Origin of the sequence: Streptomyces sp. NPDC002176 (assembly GCF_044903645.1) — a bacterium.
Classification (GTDB): Bacteria; Actinomycetota; Actinomycetes; order Streptomycetales; family Streptomycetaceae; genus Streptomyces.
The window spans coordinates 171,204-196,181 of the sequence record NZ_JBJDQW010000005.1; the positions used below are offsets into that span (position 1 = coordinate 171,204).

At 71.9% G+C, this 24,978-nt stretch carries 26 protein-coding genes and 1 pseudogene; 10 read left to right on the plus strand and 17 right to left on the minus strand.

What is annotated here, in order from left to right; genetic code table 11:
- Position 1: 1 nt before the first annotated feature.
- Together ACI2LY_RS23585 and ACI2LY_RS23590 are read right to left on the minus strand one after the other, a co-directional pair.
- Complete coding sequence (locus tag ACI2LY_RS23585) at positions 2 to 1,810, minus strand: prolyl oligopeptidase family serine peptidase (protein ID WP_404708904.1); 1,809 nt, start codon at positions 1,808 to 1,810, stop codon at positions 2 to 4.
- A gap of 27 nt (positions 1,811 to 1,837) precedes the next feature.
- Positions 1,838 to 2,797, minus strand: a complete 960-nt coding sequence (locus tag ACI2LY_RS23590) for a hypothetical protein (RefSeq protein ID WP_404708905.1) — start codon at positions 2,795 to 2,797, stop codon at positions 1,838 to 1,840.
- Positions 2,798 to 2,876: 79 nt separating this feature from the next.
- On the opposite strand from ACI2LY_RS23590, the gene ACI2LY_RS23595 reads away from it, so the two are divergent.
- Positions 2,877 to 3,503, plus strand: coding sequence for a TetR/AcrR family transcriptional regulator (locus ACI2LY_RS23595; RefSeq protein ID WP_404708906.1), 627 nt, complete (start codon positions 2,877 to 2,879; stop codon positions 3,501 to 3,503).
- Between the two features lie 51 nt (positions 3,504 to 3,554).
- Positions 3,555 to 4,358, plus strand: coding sequence for an SURF1 family protein (locus tag ACI2LY_RS23600; RefSeq protein WP_404708907.1), 804 nt, complete (start codon positions 3,555 to 3,557; stop codon positions 4,356 to 4,358).
- Positions 4,359 to 4,378: 20 nt separating this feature from the next.
- Here ACI2LY_RS23600 and ACI2LY_RS23605 read toward each other — a convergent pair whose 3' ends face one another.
- From ACI2LY_RS23605 to ACI2LY_RS23635, 7 genes are all read right to left on the minus strand, one after another.
- Complete coding sequence (locus ACI2LY_RS23605) at positions 4,379 to 5,635, minus strand: hypothetical protein (RefSeq protein ID WP_404708908.1); 1,257 nt, start codon at positions 5,633 to 5,635, stop codon at positions 4,379 to 4,381.
- A gap of 68 nt (positions 5,636 to 5,703) precedes the next feature.
- Entirely contained in the window at positions 5,704 to 6,408 is a 705-nt protein-coding gene (locus ACI2LY_RS23610; protein WP_404708909.1) for a SigE family RNA polymerase sigma factor, read from the minus strand.
- 325 nt (positions 6,409 to 6,733) lie between these two features.
- Complete coding sequence (locus ACI2LY_RS23615) at positions 6,734 to 7,792, minus strand: aspartate-semialdehyde dehydrogenase (protein ID WP_404708910.1); 1,059 nt, start codon at positions 7,790 to 7,792, stop codon at positions 6,734 to 6,736.
- Positions 7,792 to 9,069, minus strand: a complete 1,278-nt coding sequence (locus ACI2LY_RS23620) for an aspartate kinase (protein ID WP_361665151.1) — start codon at positions 9,067 to 9,069, stop codon at positions 7,792 to 7,794. The genes ACI2LY_RS23615 and ACI2LY_RS23620 overlap by 1 nt, the downstream gene beginning before the upstream one ends.
- A gap of 156 nt (positions 9,070 to 9,225) precedes the next feature.
- Positions 9,226 to 9,885 carry a DUF5063 domain-containing protein gene (locus tag ACI2LY_RS23625; RefSeq protein WP_404708911.1) on the minus strand — a complete coding sequence of 220 codons (660 nt, stop codon included), beginning with the start codon at positions 9,883 to 9,885 and terminating at the stop codon, positions 9,226 to 9,228.
- On the minus strand, positions 9,878 to 10,477 hold the full coding sequence (recR, locus tag ACI2LY_RS23630) for a recombination mediator RecR (protein WP_389004105.1): 600 nt from the start codon (positions 10,475 to 10,477) through the stop codon (positions 9,878 to 9,880). The genes ACI2LY_RS23625 and recR overlap by 8 nt, the downstream gene beginning before the upstream one ends.
- Positions 10,478 to 10,529: 52 nt before the next feature.
- Positions 10,530 to 10,871, minus strand: a complete 342-nt coding sequence (locus tag ACI2LY_RS23635) for a YbaB/EbfC family nucleoid-associated protein (protein WP_164187785.1) — start codon at positions 10,869 to 10,871, stop codon at positions 10,530 to 10,532.
- A gap of 806 nt (positions 10,872 to 11,677) precedes the next feature.
- Here ACI2LY_RS23635 and ACI2LY_RS23640 point away from each other — a divergent pair.
- Positions 11,678 to 12,367, plus strand: a complete 690-nt coding sequence (locus ACI2LY_RS23640; protein ID WP_404708912.1) for an SLATT domain-containing protein — start codon at positions 11,678 to 11,680, stop codon at positions 12,365 to 12,367.
- A 466-nt stretch (positions 12,368 to 12,833) separates the two neighbouring features.
- Here ACI2LY_RS23640 and ACI2LY_RS23645 read toward each other — a convergent pair whose 3' ends face one another.
- A complete protein-coding gene (locus ACI2LY_RS23645) occupies positions 12,834 to 13,277 on the minus strand; it encodes a GNAT family N-acetyltransferase (protein WP_404708913.1) in 444 nt (147 codons plus the stop codon).
- Between the two features lie 51 nt (positions 13,278 to 13,328).
- Positions 13,329 to 13,652 carry a hypothetical protein gene (locus tag ACI2LY_RS23650; protein ID WP_404708914.1) on the minus strand — a complete coding sequence of 108 codons (324 nt, stop codon included), beginning with the start codon at positions 13,650 to 13,652 and terminating at the stop codon, positions 13,329 to 13,331.
- 720 nt (positions 13,653 to 14,372) lie between these two features.
- On the opposite strand from ACI2LY_RS23650, the gene ACI2LY_RS23655 reads away from it, so the two are divergent.
- Positions 14,373 to 15,770 carry an aspartate aminotransferase family protein gene (locus ACI2LY_RS23655; RefSeq protein WP_404708915.1) on the plus strand — a complete coding sequence of 466 codons (1,398 nt, stop codon included), beginning with the start codon at positions 14,373 to 14,375 and terminating at the stop codon, positions 15,768 to 15,770.
- Here the strand turns inward: ACI2LY_RS23655 and ACI2LY_RS23660 are convergent.
- Entirely contained in the window at positions 15,723 to 17,276 is a 1,554-nt protein-coding gene (locus tag ACI2LY_RS23660; RefSeq protein ID WP_404709180.1) for an FAD-dependent monooxygenase, read from the minus strand. The genes ACI2LY_RS23655 and ACI2LY_RS23660 overlap by 48 nt on opposite strands.
- 44 nt (positions 17,277 to 17,320) lie before the next feature.
- On the opposite strand from ACI2LY_RS23660, the gene ACI2LY_RS23665 reads away from it, so the two are divergent.
- Both ACI2LY_RS23665 and ACI2LY_RS23670 read left to right on the plus strand, forming a co-directional pair.
- Entirely contained in the window at positions 17,321 to 18,028 is a 708-nt protein-coding gene (locus tag ACI2LY_RS23665; protein WP_404708916.1) for a TetR/AcrR family transcriptional regulator, read from the plus strand.
- Positions 18,029 to 18,180: 152 nt separating this feature from the next.
- Complete coding sequence (locus tag ACI2LY_RS23670) at positions 18,181 to 18,879, plus strand: GntR family transcriptional regulator (protein ID WP_404708917.1); 699 nt, start codon at positions 18,181 to 18,183, stop codon at positions 18,877 to 18,879.
- A 310-nt stretch (positions 18,880 to 19,189) separates the two neighbouring features.
- On the opposite strand, the gene ACI2LY_RS23675 is transcribed toward ACI2LY_RS23670, so the two are convergent.
- Entirely contained in the window at positions 19,190 to 19,633 is a 444-nt protein-coding gene (locus ACI2LY_RS23675; protein ID WP_404708918.1) for a hypothetical protein, read from the minus strand.
- Between the two features lie 329 nt (positions 19,634 to 19,962).
- Between ACI2LY_RS23675 and ACI2LY_RS23680 the strand changes: the two genes are divergently transcribed.
- Entirely contained in the window at positions 19,963 to 20,154 is a 192-nt protein-coding gene (locus tag ACI2LY_RS23680; protein ID WP_404708919.1) for a hypothetical protein, read from the plus strand.
- A 9-nt stretch (positions 20,155 to 20,163) separates the two neighbouring features.
- On the opposite strand, the gene ACI2LY_RS23685 is transcribed toward ACI2LY_RS23680, so the two are convergent.
- On the minus strand, positions 20,164 to 20,568 hold the full coding sequence (locus ACI2LY_RS23685; RefSeq protein WP_404709181.1) for a hypothetical protein: 405 nt from the start codon (positions 20,566 to 20,568) through the stop codon (positions 20,164 to 20,166).
- Between the two features lie 103 nt (positions 20,569 to 20,671).
- Here ACI2LY_RS23685 and ACI2LY_RS23690 point away from each other — a divergent pair.
- Positions 20,672 to 20,794 (plus strand): annotated as a pseudogene (locus tag ACI2LY_RS23690) (LysR family transcriptional regulator); the annotation flags it as partial.
- Between the two features lie 36 nt (positions 20,795 to 20,830).
- Here the strand turns inward: ACI2LY_RS23690 and ACI2LY_RS23695 are convergent.
- On the minus strand, positions 20,831 to 21,454 hold the full coding sequence (locus ACI2LY_RS23695; RefSeq protein ID WP_404708920.1) for a hypothetical protein: 624 nt from the start codon (positions 21,452 to 21,454) through the stop codon (positions 20,831 to 20,833).
- A 193-nt stretch (positions 21,455 to 21,647) separates the two neighbouring features.
- Between ACI2LY_RS23695 and ACI2LY_RS23700 the strand changes: the two genes are divergently transcribed.
- Positions 21,648 to 21,833 (plus strand): hypothetical protein, encoded by a 186-nt coding sequence (locus tag ACI2LY_RS23700; RefSeq protein ID WP_404708921.1) that lies wholly within the window; start codon positions 21,648 to 21,650, stop codon positions 21,831 to 21,833.
- Between the two features lie 93 nt (positions 21,834 to 21,926).
- Here ACI2LY_RS23700 and ACI2LY_RS23705 read toward each other — a convergent pair whose 3' ends face one another.
- A complete protein-coding gene (locus ACI2LY_RS23705; protein WP_404708922.1) occupies positions 21,927 to 22,418 on the minus strand; it encodes a hypothetical protein in 492 nt (163 codons plus the stop codon).
- Positions 22,419 to 23,115: 697 nt separating this feature from the next.
- On the opposite strand from ACI2LY_RS23705, the gene ACI2LY_RS23710 reads away from it, so the two are divergent.
- A complete protein-coding gene (locus ACI2LY_RS23710; protein ID WP_404708923.1) occupies positions 23,116 to 24,018 on the plus strand; it encodes a LysR family transcriptional regulator in 903 nt (300 codons plus the stop codon).
- Between the two features lie 12 nt (positions 24,019 to 24,030).
- On the opposite strand, the gene ACI2LY_RS23715 is transcribed toward ACI2LY_RS23710, so the two are convergent.
- Entirely contained in the window at positions 24,031 to 24,801 is a 771-nt protein-coding gene (locus ACI2LY_RS23715) for an oxidoreductase (RefSeq protein WP_404708924.1), read from the minus strand.
- Positions 24,802 to 24,978: the final 177 nt, after the last annotated feature.

The following is a 24,978-nucleotide window of genomic DNA, read 5'->3' on the forward strand; positions in this document are numbered from 1 at the left end:
CCTACTGCTCCGCGCCCCCGAGGTGCCGCCGGGCGAAGTCCATCTCGAGCCGGACCTGCTTGATCCGCTCGTCCACCACGAGCGAGCCGTGGCCCGCGTCGTAGCGGTAGACCTCGTGGGGGGCGCCCCGGTCGTTCAGCCGGGTGACGTAGTTGTCGATCTGGCGGATGGGGCAGCGGGGGTCGTTGACCCCGGCCGAGATGTAGACGGGGGCCTTGACCTCGTCGACGTAGGTCAGCGGGGAGGACGCGGCGAAGCGGTCCGGGACCTCATCCGGGGTGCCGCCCAGGAGGGTGCGGTCCATGGCCTTCAGCGCCTCCATCTCGTCGTGGTACGCGGTGACGTAGTCCGCGACCGGCACCACGGCGATGCCCACCGTCCACGCCTCCGGCTGGGTGCCGATGCCGAGGAGGGTGAGGTAGCCGCCCCAGGAGCCGCCGGTGAGGACGAGGCGCTCGGGGTCGGCGAGGCCGGAGGAGACGGCCCACTCGCGCACCGCGGCCACGTCCTCCAGCTCGATCAGGCCGACCCGGTGCTTGAGGGCGTCGGTCCAGGCGCGCCCGTACCCGGTGGAGCCGCGGTAGTTGACGCGGACCACGGCGTACCCCTGGTCCACCCAGGCCGCCGGGCCCGCCGCGAAGGAGTCGCTGTCGTGCCAGGTGGGGCCGCCGTGCAGGTCGAACACGGTCGGGAGCGGGCCGGTGGCTCCGGCGGGCTTCTGGACGAGGGCGTGGATGCGGCCGCCGGGGCCGTCCACCCACACGTCCTCCACCGCGACCGACGGCGGGCTCTTCAGGCCGGGCGGGTCGAGCACGACGTCACCGCTGGTGGAGCGGACCACCGGCGGCTCGGCGGCGGAGGACCACAGGTACTCCACGCTGCCGTCCGGGCGGGCGGTCGCCCCGGAGACGGTGCCGGGCGGGGTGGGGATACGGTCCAGCTCGCGGGTGGCGAGGTCGTAGCGGAACAGCTCGCTGCGGGCCTCGAAGCCGTGCGCGATCAGCAGGGCGGTGCCGTCCGGGTACCACTCGGCGGCCACGTCGCCGGGCAGGTCCAGCGGGAGGTCCGTCTCCGCGCCGCTCGCCACGTCCCACACCAGGGGCTCCCAGCGGCCCCGGCGCTGGTGGCCGATGAGGAGGCGGGTGTCGCCGTCGACGGGGGCGAAGCCCAGCACCTCCAGGCCCAGTTCCTCGGTGCCGCCGCGGGTGTCGTCCAGGTCGGCGACGGCCGTGCCGTCCGGGCGCAGTACGCGCAGGGCGCTGTGCATGGCGTCGCCGTGCTCGGTGTGCTCGACGGCGATCAGCGTGCCGTCGTGCGAGAGGTCGCCGACGCCCGCGGACTCGCGGTGCCGGTAGATTTCCACCGGCGCCTCACCGGCGCGGGCGAGGTGGATCGTCGTACCGTCCTCGTCGGTGGACCGGCCGACCACGGCCGTCCGGCCGTCCCGGCCGAGGGCGAGCCCGGCCGGGTAGGAGGGCGCGAGGCCCGGTACGGCCGTCTCGTCGGGGCCGCCCCCGAAGGGCTGGCGGCGCCAGACCCCGAACTCGTCCCCGTCCTTGTCGTCGAACCACCAGATCCACGTCCCGTCCGGCGACAGCACGCCGTCCGTCGTGCCGTTCGGCCGGTCCGTCGCCTGCCGCTGCGCCCCGCTCGCGCGGTCCCAGGCGTACAGCTCGTAGGTGCCGGTCGCGTTCGACACGAACAGCGAGCGGTCGGGCGCGTCCTCGGCCCAGTCGGGCAGCGAGACCCGCGGCGCGCGGAACCGCTTCTCCCAGTCGGGCATCTCCACAGCTTCGTCAGCTTTGTCCATGCCCCCTAGGATCACCCGTCCGACGCCCTAGGGGACAGCCCTGAGCTGGGCGATGAGGGTGCGGTAGGTCTCGAACGCGGGTTTGGGGGTGTAGTCGTCGCGGAGCAGTCCGAAGTGGTGGAACAGACCGTCGCCGTGGCTGTCGGCGTCACGCAGGGAGAAGAACGCGTAGGAGTCGACGCGGAGTTCGTCCGCGAGGGCGGCGACCGTGCGGACGACCGTGTCCAGCGTGGCGGCCTGACGGTCCTCGGGGCGGCCGGGGCCGGTGGGCCAGCCGTGCTCGCAGACGCGGAGCGGGACGGTGGCGGGGATTCCGGCCTCGGGCAGGCGGGTGTCGCGGAAGGAGCGCAGTACGGCGGTGACCGCGTCGGCCAGCTTGTCGGGGGGCAGCGGACGGAACACGTCGGGGAAGAAGTCGACGCCGACGTAGTCCAGGCTCGCCAGGAACTCGTCGTCGGCCAGCGCCGCCAGGTCGGACCAGAAGGTGTCGGCGGGGTCGAAGACCGGTACGGCGTTGAAGCCGACCGCGACCGGATGTCCCAGGGCGCGGGCCTCCTCCTTGGCGGCGACGACACCCCGCACGAGGGCGTCCAGGACGCCGGGCACGCTGCCGTCCAGCACCGGCAGCCGCACATTGGGTTCCTCGCAGATCTGGACCGACGCCAGCCGGGGCCCGTACGCGCGGACCGCCTCGCGGACGAACTCCGTCCAGCCGTCCACAGCCCCGGTCGGTTCCCGGAACTGGAGGACGAGGTCGAGCAGGCGCCCCCGCCCGAGGTACTGCTCCGGGTCGGCCGGGGTGGGCGGCGGCGGGGGCACGGTGGCGGCGAAGGACCGGTAGGCGCGGACGGTGAACGTGGGCGCGTCGCCCTGGAGCGCGTCCAGAGCCATGGTGACCCGTTCGGGCCGGTCCGGTGAGACCGGCTGGACGATCCCCTCCTCGTCCCCCAGCAGCCCGCCCGGATAGATGCCGAAGGTCAGTCCCATGGATGGCCACCCCTCATCGACTTGGCGTCACCCCATTTTTGGTGTCGCCACAATTTTGGGGTGACGCTACCATGTGCCCGTGGGGCTACGAGAGACGAAGAAGCGGCAGACCCGTACGGCCATCGCCGACGCGGCGCTCGAACTGTTCCTGGAGCACGGCTTCGACCGGGTCACCGTCGCGGAGGTGGCCCGGCACGCGGGCGTCTCCACCAACACGGTGTTCAACTACTTCCCGGCCAAGGAGGACCTGTTCTTCGACCGCGAGGCGGAGGTGGAGCAGCGCCTGGCCACCCTGGTGCGCGACCGCGCCCCCACCGCCTGCCCGGTCGAGACGGTCCGCGACGACCTGCTGCACGCCCTCGCCCGCGACGAGCCCACCCTCGGCCTGCGCCCCGGCGCCGACCGCTTCTGGCAGGTCGTCCTGGACAGCCCCGCCCTGCGCGCCCGCGAACGCGAGATCGGTGAGCACGCCGAGACCGCCCTCGCCGCCGCCCTCGCGGACCACCCGCCGCTCACGCCGTACGGACCCCCGCTGCCCGGCCTCCTCGCGGGCGCGCTGGCCGGGGCCTACCGGGCGGTGCTGCGCGAGATCCGGGCCGGGGTGCTGTCCGGCGAGGCCCCCGCCCGCGTCCGGGACACCGTCACCCCCGAGGCCGTCCGTGCCTTCGACTCCCTCTGCCGGGGCCTGCACCCCGTACCGGGCTGACACGCCGGGCCCGGCGTGAAGGTGATAAAGGGGGCGCCGTACCTTTGGGGTGTGTACCGGTTTCTGCTGACACCCCGCTGGTGGGGCATCAACGTCTTCGTGCTGCTCGCCATCCCGTTCTGCGTGTTCATGGGGTCCTGGCAGCTCGGCCGGTTCGAGGGGCGGGTGCAGGATCATCGCGCCGCCACCGAACAGGCGGCGGACTCCCGCCATGAGACGGCGGTGCCGCTCGCGCGGATGCTGCCCGTCGACAAGGCCACCTCGGGACGCCGGGTCGTCGTCAGCGGCGAGTACGGCAGGCAGCTCCTGGCCCCCGACCGCGAGCTGGACGGGAAGACCGGCTTCTACGTCGTGACCCTGCTGCGCACCTCCACCGGCGAGTCCCTCCCCGTGGTCCGGGGCTGGCTGCCCGGTACGGCCGACGCGGCGAAGGCGCCCAAGCCCCCGGCCGGGAAGGTCACCGTCACCGGCGCGCTCCAGGCCCCCGAGTCACCGGGCAGCAACGGCGTCCCCGCGACCGGCGGACTGCCCACCGGGCAGACCGGCGCGATCAGCCCGGCCACCCTGGTGAACCTGGTGCCGGACCGGCTGTACGCGGCCTGGGTCACGCTCGACCAAGGCGACGCCGGGATGAAGGCGGTGCCCGCGATCGCGCCCGTCGGGACCGGCCTGGACCTGAAGGCGTTCCAGAACCTGGGCTACACCGGCGAGTGGTTCGTCTTCGCCGGGTTCGTGGTCTTCATGTGGTTCCGGCTGCTGCGCCGCGAGGCCGAGGCCGCGCGCGACGCCGAGCTGGGCCTCGTGACGGACGGTGCCGACGTCCCGGAGGACGCCGGCACACCGAGCACCGTCTGAACCGCTGTCCCGCCGTCCCGCTATCCCTCGGCCTGCATCCCCGAGTAGTACACCGTCCCCGCGCAGGCGCCCGGCACGGTGGCCGAGGCGGCCGGGCCGCCCGCCGCCGCGCTGTACGTGACCTGCACGCTGCCGTCCGCCGGGCCGTCGGCCGTGAGCAGCTGCGGGGCCGCGCCGACCGTGCCGCCGGTGTCCGTGGCGGCGGTCGTGCCGGGGTCCTGGGTGGGCGAGGGGTCGGGCGAGGGGCCCTCGGTGGGCGTGCCGCCGCCGGTGGTGGTGCCGCCGCCTGGCACCGGACACGTCTCGGAGGGCACGAAGGCGAACTTCTCCGTGTACGCGCCGCCCGGCTGGAGCACCAGCGCGGACACCGTCAGCGCCGGGTCGGGCAGCCCGCTCGCCGAGTCGCCGGACGTATGGGCGGCGACGCTCAGCTTGGCCTGGTCGGCCGCGCCGAGAGCGGCCGCGCCGACCTGGCCCGTACCGGCGATGGTGCAGGGGGTGCCGGAGACGTTGGCGACGCGGAAGCTGCCGTACACCGCGCCCCCCGCGTCCGGGCCGCCCGCGCTGCCGGTGACGCCCAGCTGGGCCGGGGTGCAGACGGCGGTGCCGGAGGCGAGGCTCGCCGAGGGGTCCACGGCGCCGGGCGCACCGGACTCGCCGCCGCCCTTCTTGCCTGGCTCGTCCTTCTCGCCGCTGTCCTTGCCGGTGTCCGGGGTGCCGCCCGTGGTGCCGCGGGTGTCGCCGGTGGCACCGTCGGACGTCCTGCCCTTGCCCTCGGTGCCCTGTGTCAGCTCGGACTGTCCGGCCATCGCGGTGTTGGGGTCGGTGCCGCCCGCGTTGGAGACATGGACCAGGGCGGGGATCGCCGTGCCGAGCAGCAGGGCGGCCGCCGCCATCCCGACCGCCGCGTGCCGCTTACGGGCCCGCCGCGCGGGAACGGCCCGCCGCAGATGCTCCAGCGAGCCGGTACGGGGCTCCATGTCGTCGACGGCGGAGTGCAGCAGCCGTCGCAGCGCCTGCTCGTCCGTCCCGAGACCGTCGTCCAGTCCGTCGGCCTCGATCCCCCGGCCGCCTCGCTCACCGCCGGACGGTGCGCCGCTGAGCGCCAGCAGCCGGTCGAAGCCGTCGAGATCGAGCTTGCGGGTCTCGTCCGGGGCGATCGGCTCGTCCGAGGCGTCCTCGGCGTCGGCCTCGCGGGCCTCGTTCTCGTTCTCGTTCTGCTCGCCCCGCTCCTCGTCGAGACGGGCGGGGTCTTCCCTGTGGGGGCCGTCGTTCACAGTTTCGTTCCCAGCGTGCGTCGGCTTGTCGTGTCGGTCGGCCCCCGTGGCTGACTCGGCGTGCTCGCTCATGTGGTGGCTCCCATGGACACCCGCAGCGCGGCGATGCCCCGTGAGCCGTACGCCTTCACCGAGCCGAGGGAGAGGCCCAGCGTCTCGGCGACCTGGGCCTCCGTCATGTCCGCGAAGTAGCGCAGCACCAGCACCTCCCGCTGGCGGCGCTGGAGCCCCTTCATCGCCTTGATGAGCGAGTCCCGCTCCAGCAGGTCGTACGCCCCCTCCTCCGCGCTCGCCATGTCCGGCATCGGCTTGGAGAGCAGCTTCAGGCCGATGATGCGGCGGCGCAGCGCGGACCGGGAGAGGTTGACGACCGTCTGGCGCAGGTAGGCCAGGGTCTTGTCCTTGTCCCGGACGCGTTTGCGCGCTGAGTGAACGCGGATGAACGCCTCCTGCACGACATCCTCGCAAGAAGCGGTGTCGTCCAGGAGCAGTGCCGCGAGACCGAGCAGCGAGCGGTAGTGCGCCCGGTAGGTCTCGGTGAGATGGTCGACGGTCGTCCCGGCGGCCGCGTCACCCGCGGTGTCGTCGATGCCGTCGCGCTGGCCGGGTATGCGGGTGGAGCGCGCCGCGGGCATCGGCGCGATCACCGGCATGCCGCCGGGCACACGCGGACGACGGACCGCACGGGGCGGCCGGAGCGCCGCCGCGCCACGGACTGCTGGGGGTACGCCCGGCTCGAAGAGAGCCGGTGCGAGTTCGAGTACCTCTGCCACGCCAGTTGGACCCACGTACCCCCCGCAGGGTTGTACGTGCCGGGCGTCACAGTGCTGCCGACCGACAGTTCCTCAAGTGCCGCCATGCGTCCCGCTCTTCCCCTACGCCTAGTTGAAAGGGCGTCACCACGCCCCACCGCGACGCCCCGCGCCCGGAATCCGTGTCCCGCCGCACCAGGGTGAGGGCAAAGACGCGCCCCGTACTCGCGCGGTTGCGGAGGACCGGGAGGGAAATCCTCTGTCGTGATCAGTGTTGGTTACAAGTGGTTTGGACCATGGTTCCGGCCACATTCCCCAGCGGACCCCCATGAACACCACAGGATTCTCACGCCATTTCGGCGGCCAACAGCTCGGCGATCTGGGCGGTGTTGAGCGCGGCGCCCTTGCGCAGGTTGTCGCCGCAGACGAAGAGTTCGAGCGCCGTCGGGTCGTCCAGCGCCCGGCGCACCCGGCCCACCCAGGTGGGGTCGGTGCCCACGACGTCGGCCGGGGTGGGGTACTCCCCGGCGGCCGGGTCGTCGCAGAGGACGACTCCGGGGGCGGTGGCGAGGATCTCGCGGGCGCCGTCCACGGTGACCTCGCCCTGGAAGCGGGCGTGGACGGTGAGGGAGTGGGTGGTGACGACCGGGACCCGTACGCAGGTCACGGCGACCGGCAGGGCGGGCAGGCCGAGGATCTTGCGGGTCTCGTCGCGGACCTTCATCTCCTCCGAGGACCAGCCGTCCTCGCGCAGCGATCCGGCCCAGGGCACCACGTTGAGCGCGACGGGCTCCGGGAACGGCCCGGTCAGCTCGCCGACCGCGCGGCGTACGTCACCGGGCGCGCTGCCCAGGTCGGTGCCCGCGACCAGGGACAGCTGGGCGCGCAGCGTCTCGATCCCGGCCCGCCCGGCCCCGCTGACCGCCTGGTACGAGGAGACGACCAGCTCGCGCAGCCCGAACTCGGCGTGCAGCGCGCCGAGCGCGACGATCATCGACAGGGTCGTGCAGTTGGGGTTGGCGACGATCCCGCGCGGCCGGGTCCGCACCATGTGCGGGTTGACCTCGGGGACGACGAGCGGCACCTCGGGGTCCATCCGGAAGGCGCCGGAGTTGTCGACGACGACCGCGCCGCGCGCGGCGGCGACGGGCGCCCACCGGGCGGCTACCTCGTCGGGTACGTCGAACATGGCGACGTCGACGCCGTCGAAGACGTCCTCGGTGAGGGCGGCGACCTCGACCTCCTCGCCGCGCACGGCCAGCTTGCGGCCGGCCGAGCGCGGGGAGGCGACCAGGCGGATCTCGCCCCAGATGTCCGCCCGTTGGGACAGGATCTGGAGCATCACCGCTCCTACGGCTCCGGTCGCCCCCACGACCGCCAGTGTCGGGCGACCGGTGCGTGCCATCAGCGGCCCGTGCCTCCGTAGACGACGGCCTCGTCGGTGTCGGAGTCGAGCCCGAAGGCGGTGTGCACGGCGCGGACGGCCTCGGGGACCTCGTCGGCGCGGGTGACGACCGAGATACGGATCTCGGAGGTCGAGATCAGCTCGATGTTGACGCCCGCGTCGCTGAGCGCCTCGAAGAAGGCGGCCGTGACGCCCGGGTTGGTCTTCATCCCGGCGCCGACCAGGGAGATCTTGCCGATCTGGTCGTCGTAGCGCAGGGAGTCGAAGCCGATGCCCGCGCGGTTGCGCTCCAGGGCGTCGATGGCCTTGCGGCCCTCGGTCTTCGGCAGGGTGAAGGAGATGTCGGTCAGGCCCGTGGAGGCCGCCGACACGTTCTGCACGACCATGTCGAGGTTGATCTGCGCGTCGGCGATGGTCCGGAAGATGGCCGCGGCCTCGCCCGGCTTGTCCGGCACGCCGACGACGGTGATCTTGGCCTCGGAGGTGTCGTGTGCGACACCGGAGATGATGGCCTGCTCCACCTGCTGTTCCCCTTGCTCGATCGGCTCGCTGCTGACCCACGTGCCGCGCAGCCCGCTGAACGAGGAGCGCACGTGGATCGGGATGTTGTACCGGCGGGCGTACTCCACGCAGCGGTGGAGCAGCACCTTGGAGCCGGACGCGGCCAGCTCCAGCATGTCCTCGAAGGAGATCCAGTCGATCTTCCGGGCCTTCTTCACCACGCGCGGGTCGGCGGTGAACACGCCGTCCACGTCGGTGTAGATCTCGCAGACCTCGGCGTCGAGCGCGGCGGCGAGCGCGACGGCGGTGGTGTCGGAGCCGCCGCGGCCCAGCGTGGTGATGTCCTTCTTGTCCTGGCTCACACCCTGGAAACCGGCGACGATGGCGATGTTGCCCTCGTCCAGCGCGGTGCGGATGCGGCCGGGCGTGACGTCGATGATGCGGGCTTTGTTGTGGACCGAGTCGGTGATGACACCTGCCTGGCTGCCCGTGAACGACTGGGCCTCGTGGCCCAGCTTTTTGATCGCCATCGCCAGCAGGGCCATGGAGATACGCTCTCCGGCGGTCAGCAGCATGTCGAATTCACGTCCGGCAGGCATCGGAGAAACCTGCTCGGCGAGATCGATCAGCTCGTCCGTCGTGTCGCCCATCGCGGAGACCACGACAACCACCTGGTTGCCGTTCTTCTTGGCTTCCACGATCCGCTTGGCGACGCGCTTGATGCCCTCGGCATCGGCTACGGAGGAGCCTCCGTACTTCTGCACGACAAGGCCCACGTGCGCTCCTCGCTCGGTTCGTTTGTGTCGGCTCAGTCTATCGAGCGTCCGAAATCCACCATCGCGCTCCCGCATGGTGAGACGTCGTCCGCCCGGTCCCGAACCTGCCCAGCGGTACGCGGGCCACGCGGAAAGTGCCCCGCGTCACAGGAGTCCCTAGTGCACCTGACGGATGCCGAGGGGCGTGCCGATCTCCTCGGCCATGACCCGCCCGGCCTCCACCTCCAGCGCCTCGTCGCCCAGGTCCTGGTCGGTGTCGAGGCCGTCCAGCTCCTCCAGGGGCTGGTTGAGGCGGACGTGGATCAGCACGGACTGCAGGGCGCGCAGCACGGCGGAGGCGGTGGGGCCCCAGTTGGAGAAGTAGGAGAACTGCCACCACCACATGGCCTCGGCGGTGCGGCCCGCGCGGTAGTGGACCATGCCGTGCCTGAGGTCGGTGATGACGTCCGCGAGGTCGTCGGAGATCCGGGCGGCGACCGGCGCGGTGCGGGGCGCGTACGGGTCGAAGACCTCGGAGTAGACGTCGACCGGGTCCAGCAGCCGGGCCAGGTTCTCGCGCAGGCCGTCCGCGTCGATCTCGGGGCCGGGGTCGGGCTCGTAGCGCTCGTCGGGGACGAAGTCCTCGTGGGCGCCGAGGCGGCCGCCTGCCAGCAGCAGCTGGGAGACCTCCAGCAGCAGGAAGGGCACGGTGGAACCGGGCTCGTCGCCCTTGGCGACCTCGGTGACGGCGACCAGGAAGCTCTCCACCTGGTCGGCGATCTGGACCGCGAAGTCGTCCGGGTTCTGCGACGTGGCGTGCAGCGTGGCGTCAGACATCTAGGAGTCGTCTCCCCTCGAAGGCGCGGCCGAGGGTGACCTCGTCCGCGTATTCCAGGTCCCCGCCTACCGGGAGGCCGCTGGCCAGGCGGGTGACCTTCAGACCCATGGGCTTGATCATGCGGGCGAGGTACGTCGCCGTGGCCTCGCCTTCGAGATTGGGATCGGTGGCGAGGATCAGCTCCGTGACGGCGCCGTCGGCGAGCCGGGCCAGGAGTTCCCTGATCCGCAGGTCGTCCGGGCCGACGCCCTCGATGGGGCTGATCGCGCCGCCCAGGACGTGGTACTTGCCCCGGAACTCACGGGTGCGCTCGATGGCCACGACGTCCTTGGGCTCCTCGACCACGCAGATGACCGAGGGGTCCCGGCGCGGGTCGCGGCAGATGTTGCACAGCTCTTCCTGCGCCACGTTGCCGCAGGCCGCGCAGAAGCGGACCTTGGCCTTGACCTCCAGCAGGGCGTGCGCGAGCCGTTTGACGTCGGTCGGCTCGGCCTGGAGGACGTGGAAGGCGATCCGCTGCGCGCTCTTGGGACCGACGCCGGGGAGCCGCCCCAGCTCGTCGATGAGGTCCTGGACCACGCCTTCGTACAACGGACTGCCTTTCCTTCAAGACCTTGCGGTACGTACGGTAGTTGCCCCGGCGTCAGAAAGGCAGACCGGGGATGCCGCCGCCGCCGAGTCCCTCGGCCAGCGGGCCGAGCTTCTGCTGCTGGAGGGCCTGCGCGTTCTCGTTCGCCGCCTGTACGGCCGCGACGACGAGGTCCGCGAGGGTCTCGGTGTCCTCGGGGTCGACGGCCTTCGGGTCGATCTTCAGCGCGCGCAGGTCGCCGGAGCCGGTCACGGTCGCCTTGACCAGCCCGCCGCCCGCCTGGCCCTCGACCTCCGTGTTCGCCAGCTCCTCCTGGGCCTGCTGCAGGTCCTGCTGCATCTTCTGGGCCTGCTGGAGCAACTGCTGCATGTTGGGCTGGCCGCCACCGGGAATCACGGGGTATCTCCTGTCTGCCTGCTGTCTGTCTGCAGTCTGTCTGCGCCGCTTCTGTGCTCGGCACGAGCCTACGTGGTCCGGGCGGCCCTCGCCCTGCCACTCTTTCGGGTGAGATCGCCTCCGGCCCCCTACCTGATCACACCCCTCTTCCGGGCGTACCACCCCGCGAACTCGGCTCCCCGCCACCCATTGAGCGGTAGGAAGGACACTTCGCGCCGCCACGGGGCGTGACGGCCGCGCGATCGGTGTTCATGTTCAGTAGGGAGTGCCGGGTGGGTCAGCCGGAGCAGCAACCCGACGATTCCGCATCCGCTCAGGGGGCTCGGCGGGAGGGTCCTGGCGGGGACGGGTCGCGGCAGGGCGGCGGCCGGGGCGGGGACGGGGCGTGGCCGGGCGGCCCGGGTGCGGACGGCTCGCGGCGGGGTGGGTCGGGAGCGGACGGCTCGTCGCAGGGTGGCCGGGCGGCCGACGGGGCATGGCCGGGCGCCCCCGGTACGGACGGCTCGCGGCGGGGCGGCCCGGGAGCGGACGGGGCGTGGCCGGGCGGCCCGAGAGCGGACGGGGCGTGGCCGGGCGGCTCGGGCGCGGACGGCCCGCGGCGGGGCGGCTCAGGAGGCGACGGGGCATGGCCGGGTGGCTCGGGAGGCGACGGGGCGTGGGCGGGCGGTCCCGGCTCGGACGGGTCCCGGCGGGACGGCCCGGCCACGGACGAGACCGGGCGCCGGCCAGGAGACCGGTACGCCAAGGGTGCGGACGGGGCGGTCGGGGGCACTTCGCGGTGGGGTTTCGGGGGGTTCCGGCGCGGTGTGCGGAACACGGCCGTCCCGCTGGCCGGTGATCTGGCGGGGCAGGTTCTGCCGCTCGGGGACTGGGGGGAGCCCGCGGAACGGCTGGACGAGCTGTACCGCTGGGTGGAACGGGGTGCGCTGCGCACGGCGGACTGGTATCTCGCGGACCGGGTGTGGCGCCGCCGGGCGGCACGGGCCCTGCGGGGCGGTACGGCGGCGGGGGTGGTGGTCGGGGCGGCACTCCCCCTGCTGGACGCGACCGGCGCGGTGTCGGGGTGTGCGCCCTGGGGTTATCTGGCGCTGCTGGCGGGGGCGGCGTGCGCGGGTGTGGACCGGTGCTTCGGGCTGACCTCGGGCTGGATGCGGGACCTGGGCACTGCCCAGGCGGTCCAACGGCGGCTGCAGGCGCTCCAGTTCGACTGGGCGTCGGAGAGCGCGCGTGAGGTGCTGGGTCCTGCGGACGGCACGGCGGGGGAGGCGGCGGAACGGTGCCTGGTCATCCTGCGGCGCTTCTCGGAGGACGTGACGGAGCTGGTCCGTACGGAGACGGGGGACTGGATGCGGGAGTTCCGCGGCGGCCGTCCGCCTCTGACTCCGCCGACCCCTCCATCCCGGCCCGCCGACCCCGCCCCCGTCTCCCGCTACCTCTCCCCGCCCCCGGGCGCCCGCCCCAACATGCCCCGCCAACGCCCACCGGACCCCCGCTAGCGGCTCCGCCGGGGTGCGGACGACCACCCGGCCTCCGGCCGGGTCCGGTGTTCCCACCCGCACCACCCGTACAACTTTCGTCGTCGGGTGCGGGTGGCCCCGGTGGGGCGGATTCGCCATCGGCGGGTGCGGGTCCTGATGGGGCGGCGCCATCGGCGGGTGCAGGTAGCTCCGGCGGGGCGGGATCGACATCGGCGGCCGCGGTGGGGTGGGATCGCCGTCGGCGAGTGCTGGTGGCCCCGACGGGGCCGGTTCGCCATCGGCAGCTGCGGGTGGCCCCGACGGGACGGGATCGCCGTCGGCGGGTACCGGTGACCCAGCGGGACCGGATCGCCGTCGGCGGGTACCGGTGACCTCAGCGGGACCGGATCACCATCGGCGGGTACCGGTGACCCCAGTGGGGCGGGATCGGCGTTGGCGGGTGCGGGGCCTGGCACACCGGGGCGCGTAGGGCGCCCCGGTTTTCTCAGCTCAGGCGTAGGTCTACGAAGGGGATGGTGTCGCCTGGGAGGACGTAGCGGTCGGTCTCGGTGAAGCCGTGGGTTTGGGCGAAGCGGAGGCCGTCCTCGTTGGAGGCGAGGATGACGGTGTCGATGGTGTCGGCGCCCAGGTCGCGGGCACGCGTCAGTGCGCGCTGGTAGAGCTGCTCGCCGAAGCCCTGACGGCGGTGGGCGGGGAGCACTCTGGCGATCACGGTCGCGGTGGACGGGCTGTCGCCGGACGGCGGGCGTACGGTCGTGCAGCCCACCGGCTCGCCGTCGAGGTAGGCGACCTCCAGGCGGTTGCGCCCGGCCCGCTCGCGCACCTCGTCGAGGGAGAGGACCGCGGTCGGGATGATCACGTTGTGGACGTGCCGCCAGTCGGCGAGCGCGCTGTCGTCCACCGGTTCCACGAAGCTGAGCTGAGACATCCCAGCAGGAGACCCGCTGTCCCCAAGGGCCGTCAACCGCAAAAGGGCGGCCTACGATGCCGGGCCGACGCGGCTGTACGTCACGGCTTCCGTACCGGCCGGGCCCGCTCGCCTCAGGTAGCCGTCCGGGAGGAGGGTGAGGGTGGTGGGGGTGTCCGGGGCGCAGGAGGAGAGCGGGGCGCCGGAGGTCACCGTGGTGGCGGTGAGCCGCAGCGTCCCCTCGGTGCCCGGCTTCCGGGCCAGGGCCGCGGCGAACACACAGTGCTGGTCGGCCCCGTCCACGACCAGGGTGAGGACACGCTCGCCGACCCGCCCCTGGTTCAGCGTGAGCCGCTGCGTACCGGCCTCCCACCTGCCGAGGTACCCCTCCGGCACGTCCCCTCCAGCAGAGCCGGGCCCAACGGTCGCCGTGTCCGACACCCCGCCCCCCTGCAACAACGTGTACAGAGTCCCCCCGGCCCCCAGGGCGACAACCAGCGCGACCACGACGAGCAACACCGTCGACCGCCGATCCCGCACCCCCCTCTCCACCCCGCCAACCTCCGGATGCCCACCAACCGGCCACCCCACCCCATCCCCCACAGCAACATGCTCCGGCCCCGCCACACCCAACGACGAGCCATCCACCCCACCGGTCCCACCCGCACCCGCCGACGGCGATCCCGCCCCACCAGGGCCACCCGCACCCGACGACGAAAGCCGCACGGGTGGTGCGGGTGGGAACTCAGACCCGGCCGGAGGCCGGGTGCCCGCCGAACCCCCACCCGCACCCGCCGACGGCGAATCCGCCCCTTCGGGGCCACCCGCACCCGACGACGAAAGCCGCACGGGTGGTGCGGGTGGGAGCCCAGACCCCGCCGGAGGCGACCCCGCTCCGAACACCCAGTCCCAGTCCTCCCCCGGCCCCAACTCCCGCATCTCACAACCGCCTTCCCCCGAAGCGCGCCAACGGCCCGAGGATAGTGCGGGCATGGAGGACAGCACCGCACCCCGCGAAACCCGCCCCCACTCACGACAACCTGTCGCGCATCCCACCCCCGCCCGCAACAGTCCGCCGATGTCGCGACGCCACCCCCACCCCCTACCCTCACCCGCATGACGCCCCAGCCGAACCCGAACCCGAACCCGAAGCAGACCCCCACCCCCGACCCCGAGACCGGCGCAGCCGTGAAGGCCGCCGACCGGGCGCACGTGTTCCACTCCTGGTCCGCGCAGGACCTGATCGACCCGTTGGCCGTAGCGGGCGCGGAGGGCTCGTACTTCTGGGACTACGACGGCAAGCGGTACCTGGACTTCACCAGCGGCCTGGTGTTCACGAACATCGGCTACCAGCACCCGGAGGTAGTCGCCGCGATCCAGGAGCAGGCGGCGAAGATGACGACGTTCGCCCCGGCCTTCGCCGTGGAGGCGAGGTCGGAGGCGGCCCGCCTCATCGCCGAACGCACCCCCGGCGACCTGGACAAGATCTTCTTCACCAACGCCGGAGCGGACGCGGTAGAGCACGCCACCCGCATGGCCCGCCTGCACACCGGCCGCCCGAAGGTCCTCTCGGCGTACCGGTCGTACCACGGCGGCACCCAGCAGGCGGTGAACCTCACCGGTGACCCCCGCCGCTGGCCGTCGGACAACGGCAGCGCGGGCGTCGTCCACTTCTGGGCGCCCTTCCTGTACCGCTCCCGCTTCTACGCGGAGACGGAGGAGCAGGAGTGCGCCCGCGCGCTGGAGCACCTGGAGACCACGATCGCCTTCGAGGGGCCCGGCACGATCGCGGCCGTCATCCTGGAGACGATCCCCGGTACGGCCGGGATCATGGTCCCCCCGCCGGGCTACCTCGCCGGGGTCCGCGAGATCTGCGACCGTCACGGCATCGTCTTCATCCTGGACGAGGTGATGGCCGGGTTCGGCCGGACCGGCGAGTGGTTCGCGGCGGACCTCTCGGGGGTCGTCCCGGACCTGATGACCTTCGCCAAGGGCGTGAACTCGGGGTACGTCCCCCTAGGGGGTGTCGCGATCTCCGGCGCGATCTCGGAGACCTTCGCGAAGCGCCCGTACCCCGGCGGTCTGACGTACTCCGGGCACCCCCTGGCCTGCGCGGCGGCGGTCGCCACGATCAACGTCATGGCCCGCGAGGGCATCGTGGAGAACGCCAAGCGGCTCGGCGAGACGGTCCTCGGCCCCGCCCTGGCCGGTCTGGCCGAGCGTCACCCCAGCGTGGGCGAGGTGCGCGGTACGGGCATGTTCTGGGCCCTGGAGCTGGTCAAGGACCGCGAGACCCGCGAGCCTCTGGTCCCCTACAACGCCGCCGGTGAGGCCAACGCCCCCATGGCCGCCTTCGCCGCCACCGCGAAGAAGAACGGCATCTGGCCCTTCGTGAACATGAATCGCACCCACGTGGTCCCGCCCTGCAACATCACCGAGCCCGAGCTGAAGGAAGGGCTGGCCGCACTAGACGCCGCGCTGACCACGGCGGACGAGTACACGACGTCCGGCTGAGGGGCTGGGCACGGGGGCGCGGCCCGACCCACCGTCAGGCCGCGCCCCCGCCCAGCGGGCCAGCGCCTCCGCCAGTCCGTCCGCGTCGGCGGTGTCCGTCGCCCACGCGACCACCCCGTCCGGCCGCACCAGCGCCCCCAGCACCCCCGCGCCGTCGTCCCGGACCACCCGCGCCCGGCCCTCGGCGCGCCCGGCGAACACCGCGTCCGGCGTGCGGTCCAGCAGCAGGAACCCGCCGCCGTGCGCGTGGTCCGCGAGGCGGGAGCCGTCGCTCAGCGGTACGTCGGGGAGGTAGCGGCCGGTCCACGGGTGAGCGCCCGGCAGGGGTATCCGCTGGGTGACGCCCGCGATCTGCTTCACCGCGTACGTGGTGCCGTCCCGCGTGGCCAGCAGGTCCGCCAACACCCCCCGTAGCGCCCCCGACTTGGGGTCGCCGCGCAGGACGCCGATCTGGGCCCGCGTCCAGTCCAGCACCCACGCGCCCACCGGACGGCGTTCCGCGTCGTAGGTGTCCAGGAGGGCGTCCCCCGCACGACCGGTCACCACCGCCGCCAGTTTCCAGCCCAGGTTCACCGCGTCCCCCATGCCCAGGTTCAGGCCCTGGCCGCCGAAGGGCGGGTGGACGTGGGCCGCGTCGCCCGCCAGCAGGACGCGGCCGAGCCGGTACGCCGACGCCTGGCGGGTGTTGTCGGTCCAGCGGGTCGGGACCGCGCGCAGAGCCGTCAGCGTGACGTCCGTGCCGGAGACGCGGCGCAGGCTGGACTGGACGTCGGCGAGGGTGACCGGGGCCGTACGGTCGGCGGGACCCCCGTCGAACTCGACGGTGGCGACGCGGCCGGGCTGGGGGCCGTGGCGGTAGACGCCGTGCGGCGACCAGGACCAGCCGTCGGCCAGCTTCTCCGGGTCGGCGATGTCCACGACGGCCTGGTAACCGGTGATCTCGGGGTCCGTGCCGGGGAACGGGATGCCCGCGAGACGGCGTACGGCGCTGTGCCCGCCGTCGCAGCCGACGACCCAACCGGCGCGCAGCGGACCGGAGTCGGTGCCGACGACGACCCCGTTGCCGGTGTCCTCCAGTGAGGTCACCTCCACCCCGCGCCGCACCTGGACCCCGAGCCGTTCGGCGTGCCGGGCGAGCAGCGCCTCCAGGCGTGGCTGGGGGATCATCCGCGCTCCGTCCACAGCCCTGTGGACGGCCAGTTCGGGGTCGGCCCAGTCCACCAGGCCGGGATCGAGGGGCATGCCCGCGAAGTGCCCGGTGAAGCGGGGGCCGAACGGCACCGGGGTCTCCCGCTGGATCTCCTCGAGGGCGGGCAGCAGGCCCCGCCGGTCCAGTGCCTCGGCCGTCGGCACGTTGATCGACTGCGCCTTCATCGCCGGGTCGGGCGAGGTCCGCCGTTCCAGCACCTGGACCGGCACCCCGGCGAGCGCCAGCTCGGCGGCGAGCGTGAGCCCGACCGGCCCGGCGCCGACCACAACCACCTTCACATCTGTATTCACGAACACTGTTCTAAAAACGAACAGCGTTCGTGTCAAGTTATAGTGACCTCGTGAACGCGAGAGAGCGCCGCACGGCACGCCACCAGCCGCCGTCCCCCGAAGCGGCCCGGCCCCGCCGCCGCAAGGACCCGATCACCGTGGACCAGGTGGTCGACACCGCGCTCGGCATCATCGCCACGGAGGGGTACGACGCGCTGACCATGCGCCGCCTGTCCGCCGCCCTGGACACCGGACCCGCCTCGCTCTACGCGCACGTGGTCAACAAGGCCGACCTGGACGAGCTGCTCATCGGCCGCCTGTGCGCGCGGCTCACCCTCCCCGCGCCGGACCCCGCCGCCTGGCGGGAGCAGCTCCGGGCGATCTGCGAGGAGCTGCGGGACCAGTACCTGAAGTACCCCGGCATCTCCCGCGCCGCGCTCGCCATGGCCCCCACCGACCTGGAGACCCTCCGCGTGAGCGAGGGCATGCTCGCGGTCCTGCTCACGGCGGGCATCGCCCCGCTGCGCGCGGCCTGGGCGATCGACGCGCTGCTGCTCTACGTGGCCGCCTACTGCCTGGAGCTCTCCGTCGCGCACCGCAGGGCCGAGCAGGGCGACGCGGTCTGGCCCGCCGACCAGGACGAATTGGTACGCCGGATCGCGGCCCTCCCCGCCGCCTCCTTCCCGCACACCACCCGGCACGCCGTCGAGCTGACCTCGGGCACCGGGCACGACCGGTTCGACTTCACGGTGGGCCTGATGATCGACGGCCTCGCCTAAAGCGACGCACACAGCATCCCCCCACACATAAAGGGCACCGGGGCTGATGCCCGGCAGGGGTGAACGCGTAAGGTGACGTCCTCGTAAGGGGTAGTGGAAATAGGCACGTGCGTACGAGACCGGCCCCATTCGTGTGAGGAGACTCCGGGACGATGCCCGGCTACGGCGCTGTGACGCGCAGTACCTTGCGACAGCAGATCGCCGACGCGCTGCGTGACGAGGTGCTGGCCGGGCGGCTGCTGCCGGGGCGGGCGTTCACCGTGAAGGAGATCGCGGACCTGTACGGGGTGTCCGCGACGCCCGTGCGGGAGGCGCTGGTCGACCTGTCGGCGCAGGCCCTGCTGGAGGCCGACCACCACCGGGGGTTCCGGGTCCCCGAGTACTCCCTCGCGGACTACCGGGGCATGATCGAGGCCCGTTCGCTGGTCACCGAGGGCATGTTCCGGGTCCTCGGCCAGGGGCATTCCGCCTTCGCGACCCCCGACGACCCGGACACCGCCGCCGCGCTGGCGACCGTGCGGCGCCGGGGCGAGGAGGCCCAGCGGGCGAACGCGGCGGGCGACCTCACCGTGCTGATCGGCTACGACCTCCGCTTCTGGCGCGAGCTGAGCGTGCTGTTCGGCAACCCCTACCTCGCGGAGTTCCTCCACCGCCTCCGCGTCCGCTCCTGGGTCTGCGCCGTCCAGCACCTCCGCCGCCTCCCCGAGGTCCGCGGCCGCCTCTGGGCAGGCCACATAGACCTCGTCGACGCCCTCGCCGCCCACGACCCCGAGGGCGCCCGCGCGATCGTCGCCGCCGCCAACGCCCACGCGCTGGAAATGGTCGAGGAACTCGCAGGCGACCGGCCGTAGCGCCCCGCGCCGCATCCGTTCACTGCGAATTCAGCTACCTTCCTGGAACCTTCTCCAGGACCTCGATATTCGACCAGAGACCTTCCAGGCCGAAGCGGTCCAGGAAGTCCTCAAGGATGAGGAAGGGCGGCCCGGCGTGAGGCTCCCCGTCCACCCACACCGTGTCGCACTCGCAACACAGGAGGAAAGTTCCAGCTTGGCCCGGAACGCGCGCGCGCGTTACCCAGCCCTGATCACATCGCGGGCACCAGATCACGTGCGACTCCATCAGAATTCCGGGAATGCGGTTATTATTTCGGTTGCCCCTGGCCTAATCACGATCCTCAGCCTCTGGGATGAAGGACGGCTCGACACCCATCGCGGCGACACCCTCGCGCACGGAACGGTCGAACTGCTTGATCTCCGCCACGAGAACATCCCAGGCGACGGGCGAGGTCCAGAAGTCGGGCGCGTAGGTGGAGCCAATTCGCCAGCCCTCATCAGACCCCACGATGCGGATCAGCCCCGCATCCGCCTGCATCGAGTCGAGTTCGAAGCCCTCCTGGCCGGCGGCCGGGCTCAGGAGCCAGAGCGCCAGGTGGTACGCCAGCTCGGCCACGGGGAAGGCCTCCTCGGACCACACCACCCTCCCCTCCTCCCAGATGGACAGCTCTGCCTCGATGTCGAGGAGAAGCACCGCCAGGGGAGCCTCGTGCGGGGCGAGACCGTGCCGCTGCAGATCCGACAGTCCAAAGTTCCGGCAGACGAACCGCACCGCTCGGCCTCCATGAAATCCGAGGCCCACTACACGTCCAGGCCATCCAAATGCGCATAACCCTACCAAGTCATGCCAGGCGCCACTTCTGCTTCGAATTCACTATCGCTACGCTTCGAGTTGACGAAGCTCAGATTTTCCTCAGATAAAAAGAATCCTCTTCCAGCCCGACGGATCACCCGCGTAGTGTCCGAACTCCGTGATGTTCACGGACAGCGGCGAGTGCTCAAGTACGGGTGCTACGCGACTCTGCACCCGTGGGCCCAGGTAAAGGTCTACGGAAGCGGAAAAACGGCTATTGGCGGCAGTGGCGTCTGAGGGGGAAATAAGTGAAGTCGCTCATCGGGTCAATCATCGCCATCGTCACTCTTTTCCTCCTGATTCTCCTGGCGCTCGGTTCGCAGTTCGGCGAACTTGAGATCACGGTATGGATCGTGGCGCTGGCCGCGTCGCTCTTCTTCGTCGTGCGCCATCACCGGCGCAACAAGAACAAGGAGCCGTCCGGAAACGCCCCGGTGTAGGCCTTTCCGCTACGCGCCCTTCGGAGCCGTGGTCACCTTGGTGAGGACCAGGGACGGTGGTTCGTCCGGGTCGGAGAACTCGAGCGTGCCTCGGTCGCCTGTGTAGAGCTGGAGGCCGCCGATGTTGCCGAGTCCGCCGTCATCGACCGTCAGATAGACGAAGTCTCTGGACGAGCCGCTGTCGACGAACTCCCATCGACCGCTGAAGTCGGCGGGGCCGGAGCGTGAGTCCGCCGACACGTCGGTGGCAGAGAACGTCCCGCCGGACTCGAGGCGGATCTCGCCCCCGGTCGCGCCGTCGCGGTACACGCCTGGCAGCTCGTCGGCGTCGACCGAGCTCGTACACCCCGAGGTGAGCACCGCGGAGGCGGTCAGTGCGGCGACGAGCCACCGTCCGCCTGTCCTCTTGATCATCACGGTCCCAGCGTAAGGGCAGGCCGAGGACCGGCCGGGGAATCCGGAAAGCCAGGTGGGGGGTCCCCCGAGGGGGGCCTGTCGTACGGAGGGATCGGAGTCGATGAGTCTGCGTCAGTTCGAGTACGCCCTTGCCGTTGCCGAGGAGGGGTCGGTTACGGCGGCGGTGGAGCGGCTGCGGGTTGCTCAGCCGTCGATGTCGCAGCAGATCAGGGGGCTGGAGCGGTAGCTCGGGGTGGAGTTGTGGAGACCGCCCCGCCTCTCAGCTGCCGCTCAGCGGAGACGCCCACGCGGGGTCGTGTCGAGATCTCTTCGTGAGGTGGGCCAGCAGGTGCCCCGCCGTGATGGAGGCGGCGTCTTGCGGCGCGCCGACTACGACCAAGGCGGCGATGAGCCTTGCCGTCGCTGCCTCGGGCACGTCCGGGTCGGTGAGGAGCGGAAGCAGCAGCAGGCAGCGAATGGCCGTGTCCTGGACGCCTTCGGCCGCAAAGGACGGGCTGTCGGCGATCCGAATCAGTTCGCGCCATGCCAACCCAGTGCCCGAGAAGTCTCCGTCCCAGCTGGCGATCTGCTCGACGTGGTTTCTGCCTGGACGGGTGAGGAGGTAGTCGGTGCCGTAGTCGCCATCCAGGTTGCGGAAGATCACCACCACTCCGGGGCCATCTTCTGCCGGCACCCTGAACACCGGCCAGCGTTCGGAATCGAAGAGGACCTCGGACAGGGCATCGGCATCGGCGCCGTCCTCACCGAACCACTCCGGAACCGGGCGCTCGGCACATCCACCGTCGCTGCACATCGCCAGAAGGTAGTTCGACCAGAAGCCCGAGCGGGCCAGCAGTGACTCGCCCGCCACCAAAGGACCGACGTCGTATCCCTTGATCAGCACCCCTCAATCCTGTCACCAGCCACCGACACGGTCCGATCCGGGACCAGCAAGGGGACATCGCCCAGTTACGGGACAGCGCTTGGGCCGGAGCGTCCGGGGTGAGGACAGCCCTTGGCTCGACCGGGGGCTTGCCCCATGGTCACGTGATGGCGGCCGCTACAGCGTCGAGGCGCGTCGGGCCCGAAACGGGTCCTTGCGCCGTGAGGTCGACTACCGCGGCGACAAGCCGCAGGGCACCACTCACCGGATCGAGAACGGCGTGCTGATCCTCGGAGGCTGTGGCAACCGCTGCTCGGTCAACTACACCGTCGACGTGCCCGCCGGTGTCCCGGTGAGCGGGGAGGTGTCCACCGGCAGCGTCCGCCTGTCCAAGTCCTGACGCGGTGGTCCGTGAGCTGAGATCCGCTTCCGGGTGATGTCCGGGGCAGGGGCGCTGGCCGCGCCGTCGGCGCCAAGGTCAAGTGGCCGTGTTCTACCCGGGGTTCCGCAGCGTGCTCAGGTCCAGGGTGTCGGCTGCGGTCGGGGGGTGGAGGTTCAGGGGTTGGTTGAAGTTGGTGAAGGTGGTGGTGGTGCGGTTGTGGGGGCCCTGGTGGGCGAGCTTCAGCAGGTACGGCGTGCCCTCGGCCGCGATGTAGAAGGTGTAGGTGCCCGGCTCGCGGGCGAAGGGTGACTGCCCGGGCTTGTCCCGCACCTCGACCGGGATCACCGGGCGGCCGTCCAGCTCGGTCCGGGCGCCCTTCGTGGGGGTGCCGAAGGACTTGAACGGCCAGGTGCACGGCTGCAGGCCGTCCCCGTCCAGCGCCGCGCTGACCGGGCTCTTCAGCCAGGGCTTCTGCCGCATGGCGGGGACCGTGTCGCGGCCCCACAACTCGAAGTACCCGTCGTTGCCGTGGATGTAGTCCGTGCCGCCGATCCGGAGCTGCTGCAGCTCGGCGCCGTTGCGGAAGGTCGCCGGTACGCGCACCCGCTCTTCAGGTCCGTCGTCATGCGGCTGGAGAAGAGCGTGCCGCCCTGGAGCGCGGTCGTCTGCGTGGTGATCGTCACCGACCGCAGCGCCTTCATGGTGCGGACCGCCGAGTCGAGCAGCTGCCCGGCCGTACGCGGGTCCGTGGGCGTGGGCGCGGCCGCGCGCGTGGCCGCCGCCGTACCGGTCCCGGCGCAGCCGGTGGCCGCGCAGCCCAGCAGCAGCACCAGCGCGACGGCGCTCGATCTCATCCGCATGATCCCCCCAAGCGTTCGAGCGGCTCAGGCTAGTGCCGCACCGTGCGCGCGGGTCACCAGGGCACCGCCGAGCGCAGGGCGACTACGCTCCCGGCTCCTTCTCCAGAAGTTCGATGTTCGACCAGAGACCTTCCAGACCGAAGCGAGCCAGGTACTCCGCAAGGATGAGGAAGGGCGGCCCGGCATGCGGATCTCTGTCCACCCACACTGTGTCGCACTCGTCACACAGGAGAAAAACCTCGGACTGGCCAAGAGCGCAGGCGCGCGTCACCCATCCATGCTCACATCGGGGGCACCAAATCACATGCGACTCCATCGGAATTAGGGAACTGCGCATAGTACCTCGGTTGTCCCAGGGGTGCCGGGGCTGACCGGGGAATCCGCGAACGCGGCCGGGAGTTGTCCCGAGGAGGGCTGACCCCACGGAGGGACGGGACGCCATGAGTCTGCGCCAGTTCGAGTACGCCCTTGCTGTTGCTGAGGAGGGGTCCGTTACGGCGGCGGCGGGGCGGTTGGGGGTTGCTCAGCCGTCGATGTCGCAGCAGATCAGGGGGCTGGAGCGGGAGCTGGGGGTGGAGTTGTTCGCGCGGGCTCCGGGTGGGCTGACGCCCACCATCGTCGGGTGGGCCTTTTTGCGGGAGGCGCGGGTCGCCGTGAACGCGGCGCGGCGGGCGACGGCGACCGCGCGGGCCGGGGCCGCCGAGCTGGTCGGGGAGCTGACCGTCGCCGTGCAGATGGGGTTCGGGACACGCCAGCTCCCGGGCGCGCTCGGCGCCCTGCGCCGACGTTTCCCCCGGCTGGAGGTCACCCTCTCCGAGGAACCCAGCTCCGCCGAACTGGACCGGCTGTGCCGCCGGGGCGTACTGGACCTCGCCCTGATGGCGAAGTGCGACCGGACCCCCGCGGACGCGCACCGCCTCGGCGAGGAGCAGTTCGTCGTGGTGCTCCCCACCAGCCATCCCCAACTCAACCAACAGCGCGTCGAGTCGCGCGAGCTGAAGGGCGAGCCCTGGGTCCGGTTCGACCGGGACAGCGCGCTGGACAACGTCCTCGTGGAGGCGCTGCGGGAGACCGACCCGGACCCCGACACCGTCGCCCGCGTCTCCCAGACCGCGACCGCCGTCCGCTGGGCCGCCCAGGGACTCGGCGCCACCCTCGTCCCCGCCTCCGCCGTCCCGGAAAGCCACCAGCACCTCGCGCGCCCGGTGTCCCCGGCCGTGGCCCACCCCGTCATCGCCGTGGTCCGGAACCCGGCGGGCCCGGCCGAGACGGCCCTGCTGGAATTCCTCCGCCAGGAGAAATGGGACCCGAAGAATTCCCCGGCCGCCGTTCCGGCCTCCTGACCGGAATACCATTCAGCCCCGCGGGAATTCCCCGCCGTCGACCACCAAATTGCTCCCGGTCACCCAGCTCGCCTGGTCGGAGACCAGGAACAGCACCGCCCGCGCGATGTCGTCGGGCAGCCCGTCCCGCCCGAGCGGTACGACGGACTCGTCCTGTACCTGCGTCGGGTCCAGCCGGGCCCACTGCTCCCGCACCTTCTCGCCGCCGGGGGTGGTGACCCGGCCCGGCGTGACCGTGTTGACCCGGACCCCGGCCGGGGCCAGCTCGGCGGCCAGGCCCTTGCTGTAGTTCTCCAGCCCCGCCTTCGCGGCCGTGTAGTGCAGGAACGGTGGGAAGGCGACGGGCACCGCGGCCGAGGAGACGTGCACGATCGCCCCGGAACCCCGCTCCCGCATGGCGGGCGCCAGCAGCGAGTTCAGCCGCACCGAGGCCAGCAGGTTGAGGTTCAGCGCGTCCAGCCACACCTCGTCCGGGATGGCGGTGGCGGACTCGTACGGGATCGCGCCGCCCGCGTTGTGGACCAGGATGTCCACCCCGCCGAGCACGTCCACCGCGGCCGCCGCGAGGTCCTCCGCACCCTGCCGACTCCGCACGTCGGCCGCCACGAACCGGACCCCCTCCGGCACCTCGTCCGGCGCCGAGCGGGCGGTGGTCAGCACCTCGGCCCCCGCCTCCCGCAGCCGGGCCACGATGCCCGCCCCGATACCGCGCGTACCCCCGGTGACCAGCGCCCGCTTTCCCTTGAGTTCCGGTGTTCCGGTCACGTTCCCGGTGGTGGCCATTTCCCTGGTCCTCTCCTCGGACAATTCCCGGCCGACTTCTCGGCGGGCCACTTCACCGTAGGACCGGAAAAAGGCGGAATCAAAGACCGAATAGCAGCAGAGGGCATAGGGCTTTCCTATGGCCCGCCGTACGGACTACGCTTCCTGGTCCACCCGCCGCGCGAGGGGAACGCTCGC

Excerpts from the sequence above, each read along its gene's own strand:
- ACI2LY_RS23655 (WP_404708915.1), top strand. The coding sequence starts at position 14,373 with ATGACGCCCCAGCCGAACCCGAACCCGAACCCGAAGCAGACCCCCACC.
- ACI2LY_RS23685 (WP_404709181.1), bottom strand. The coding sequence starts at position 20,568 with ATGATCAAGAGGACAGGCGGACGGTGGCTCGTCGCCGCACTGACCGCC.
- ACI2LY_RS23625 (WP_404708911.1), bottom strand. The coding sequence starts at position 9,885 with ATGTCTGACGCCACGCTGCACGCCACGTCGCAGAACCCGGACGACTTC.
- ACI2LY_RS23715 (WP_404708924.1), bottom strand. The coding sequence starts at position 24,801 with ATGGCCACCACCGGGAACGTGACCGGAACACCGGAACTCAAGGGAAAG.
- ACI2LY_RS23590 (WP_404708905.1), bottom strand. The coding sequence starts at position 2,797 with ATGGGACTGACCTTCGGCATCTATCCGGGCGGGCTGCTGGGGGACGAG.
- ACI2LY_RS23710 (WP_404708923.1), top strand. The coding sequence starts at position 23,116 with ATGAGTCTGCGCCAGTTCGAGTACGCCCTTGCTGTTGCTGAGGAGGGG.
- ACI2LY_RS23615 (WP_404708910.1), bottom strand. The coding sequence starts at position 7,792 with ATGGCACGCACCGGTCGCCCGACACTGGCGGTCGTGGGGGCGACCGGA.
- ACI2LY_RS23645 (WP_404708913.1), bottom strand. The coding sequence starts at position 13,277 with ATGTCTCAGCTCAGCTTCGTGGAACCGGTGGACGACAGCGCGCTCGCC.
- ACI2LY_RS23670 (WP_404708917.1), top strand. The coding sequence starts at position 18,181 with ATGCCCGGCTACGGCGCTGTGACGCGCAGTACCTTGCGACAGCAGATC.
- ACI2LY_RS23585 (WP_404708904.1), bottom strand. The coding sequence starts at position 1,810 with ATGGACAAAGCTGACGAAGCTGTGGAGATGCCCGACTGGGAGAAGCGG.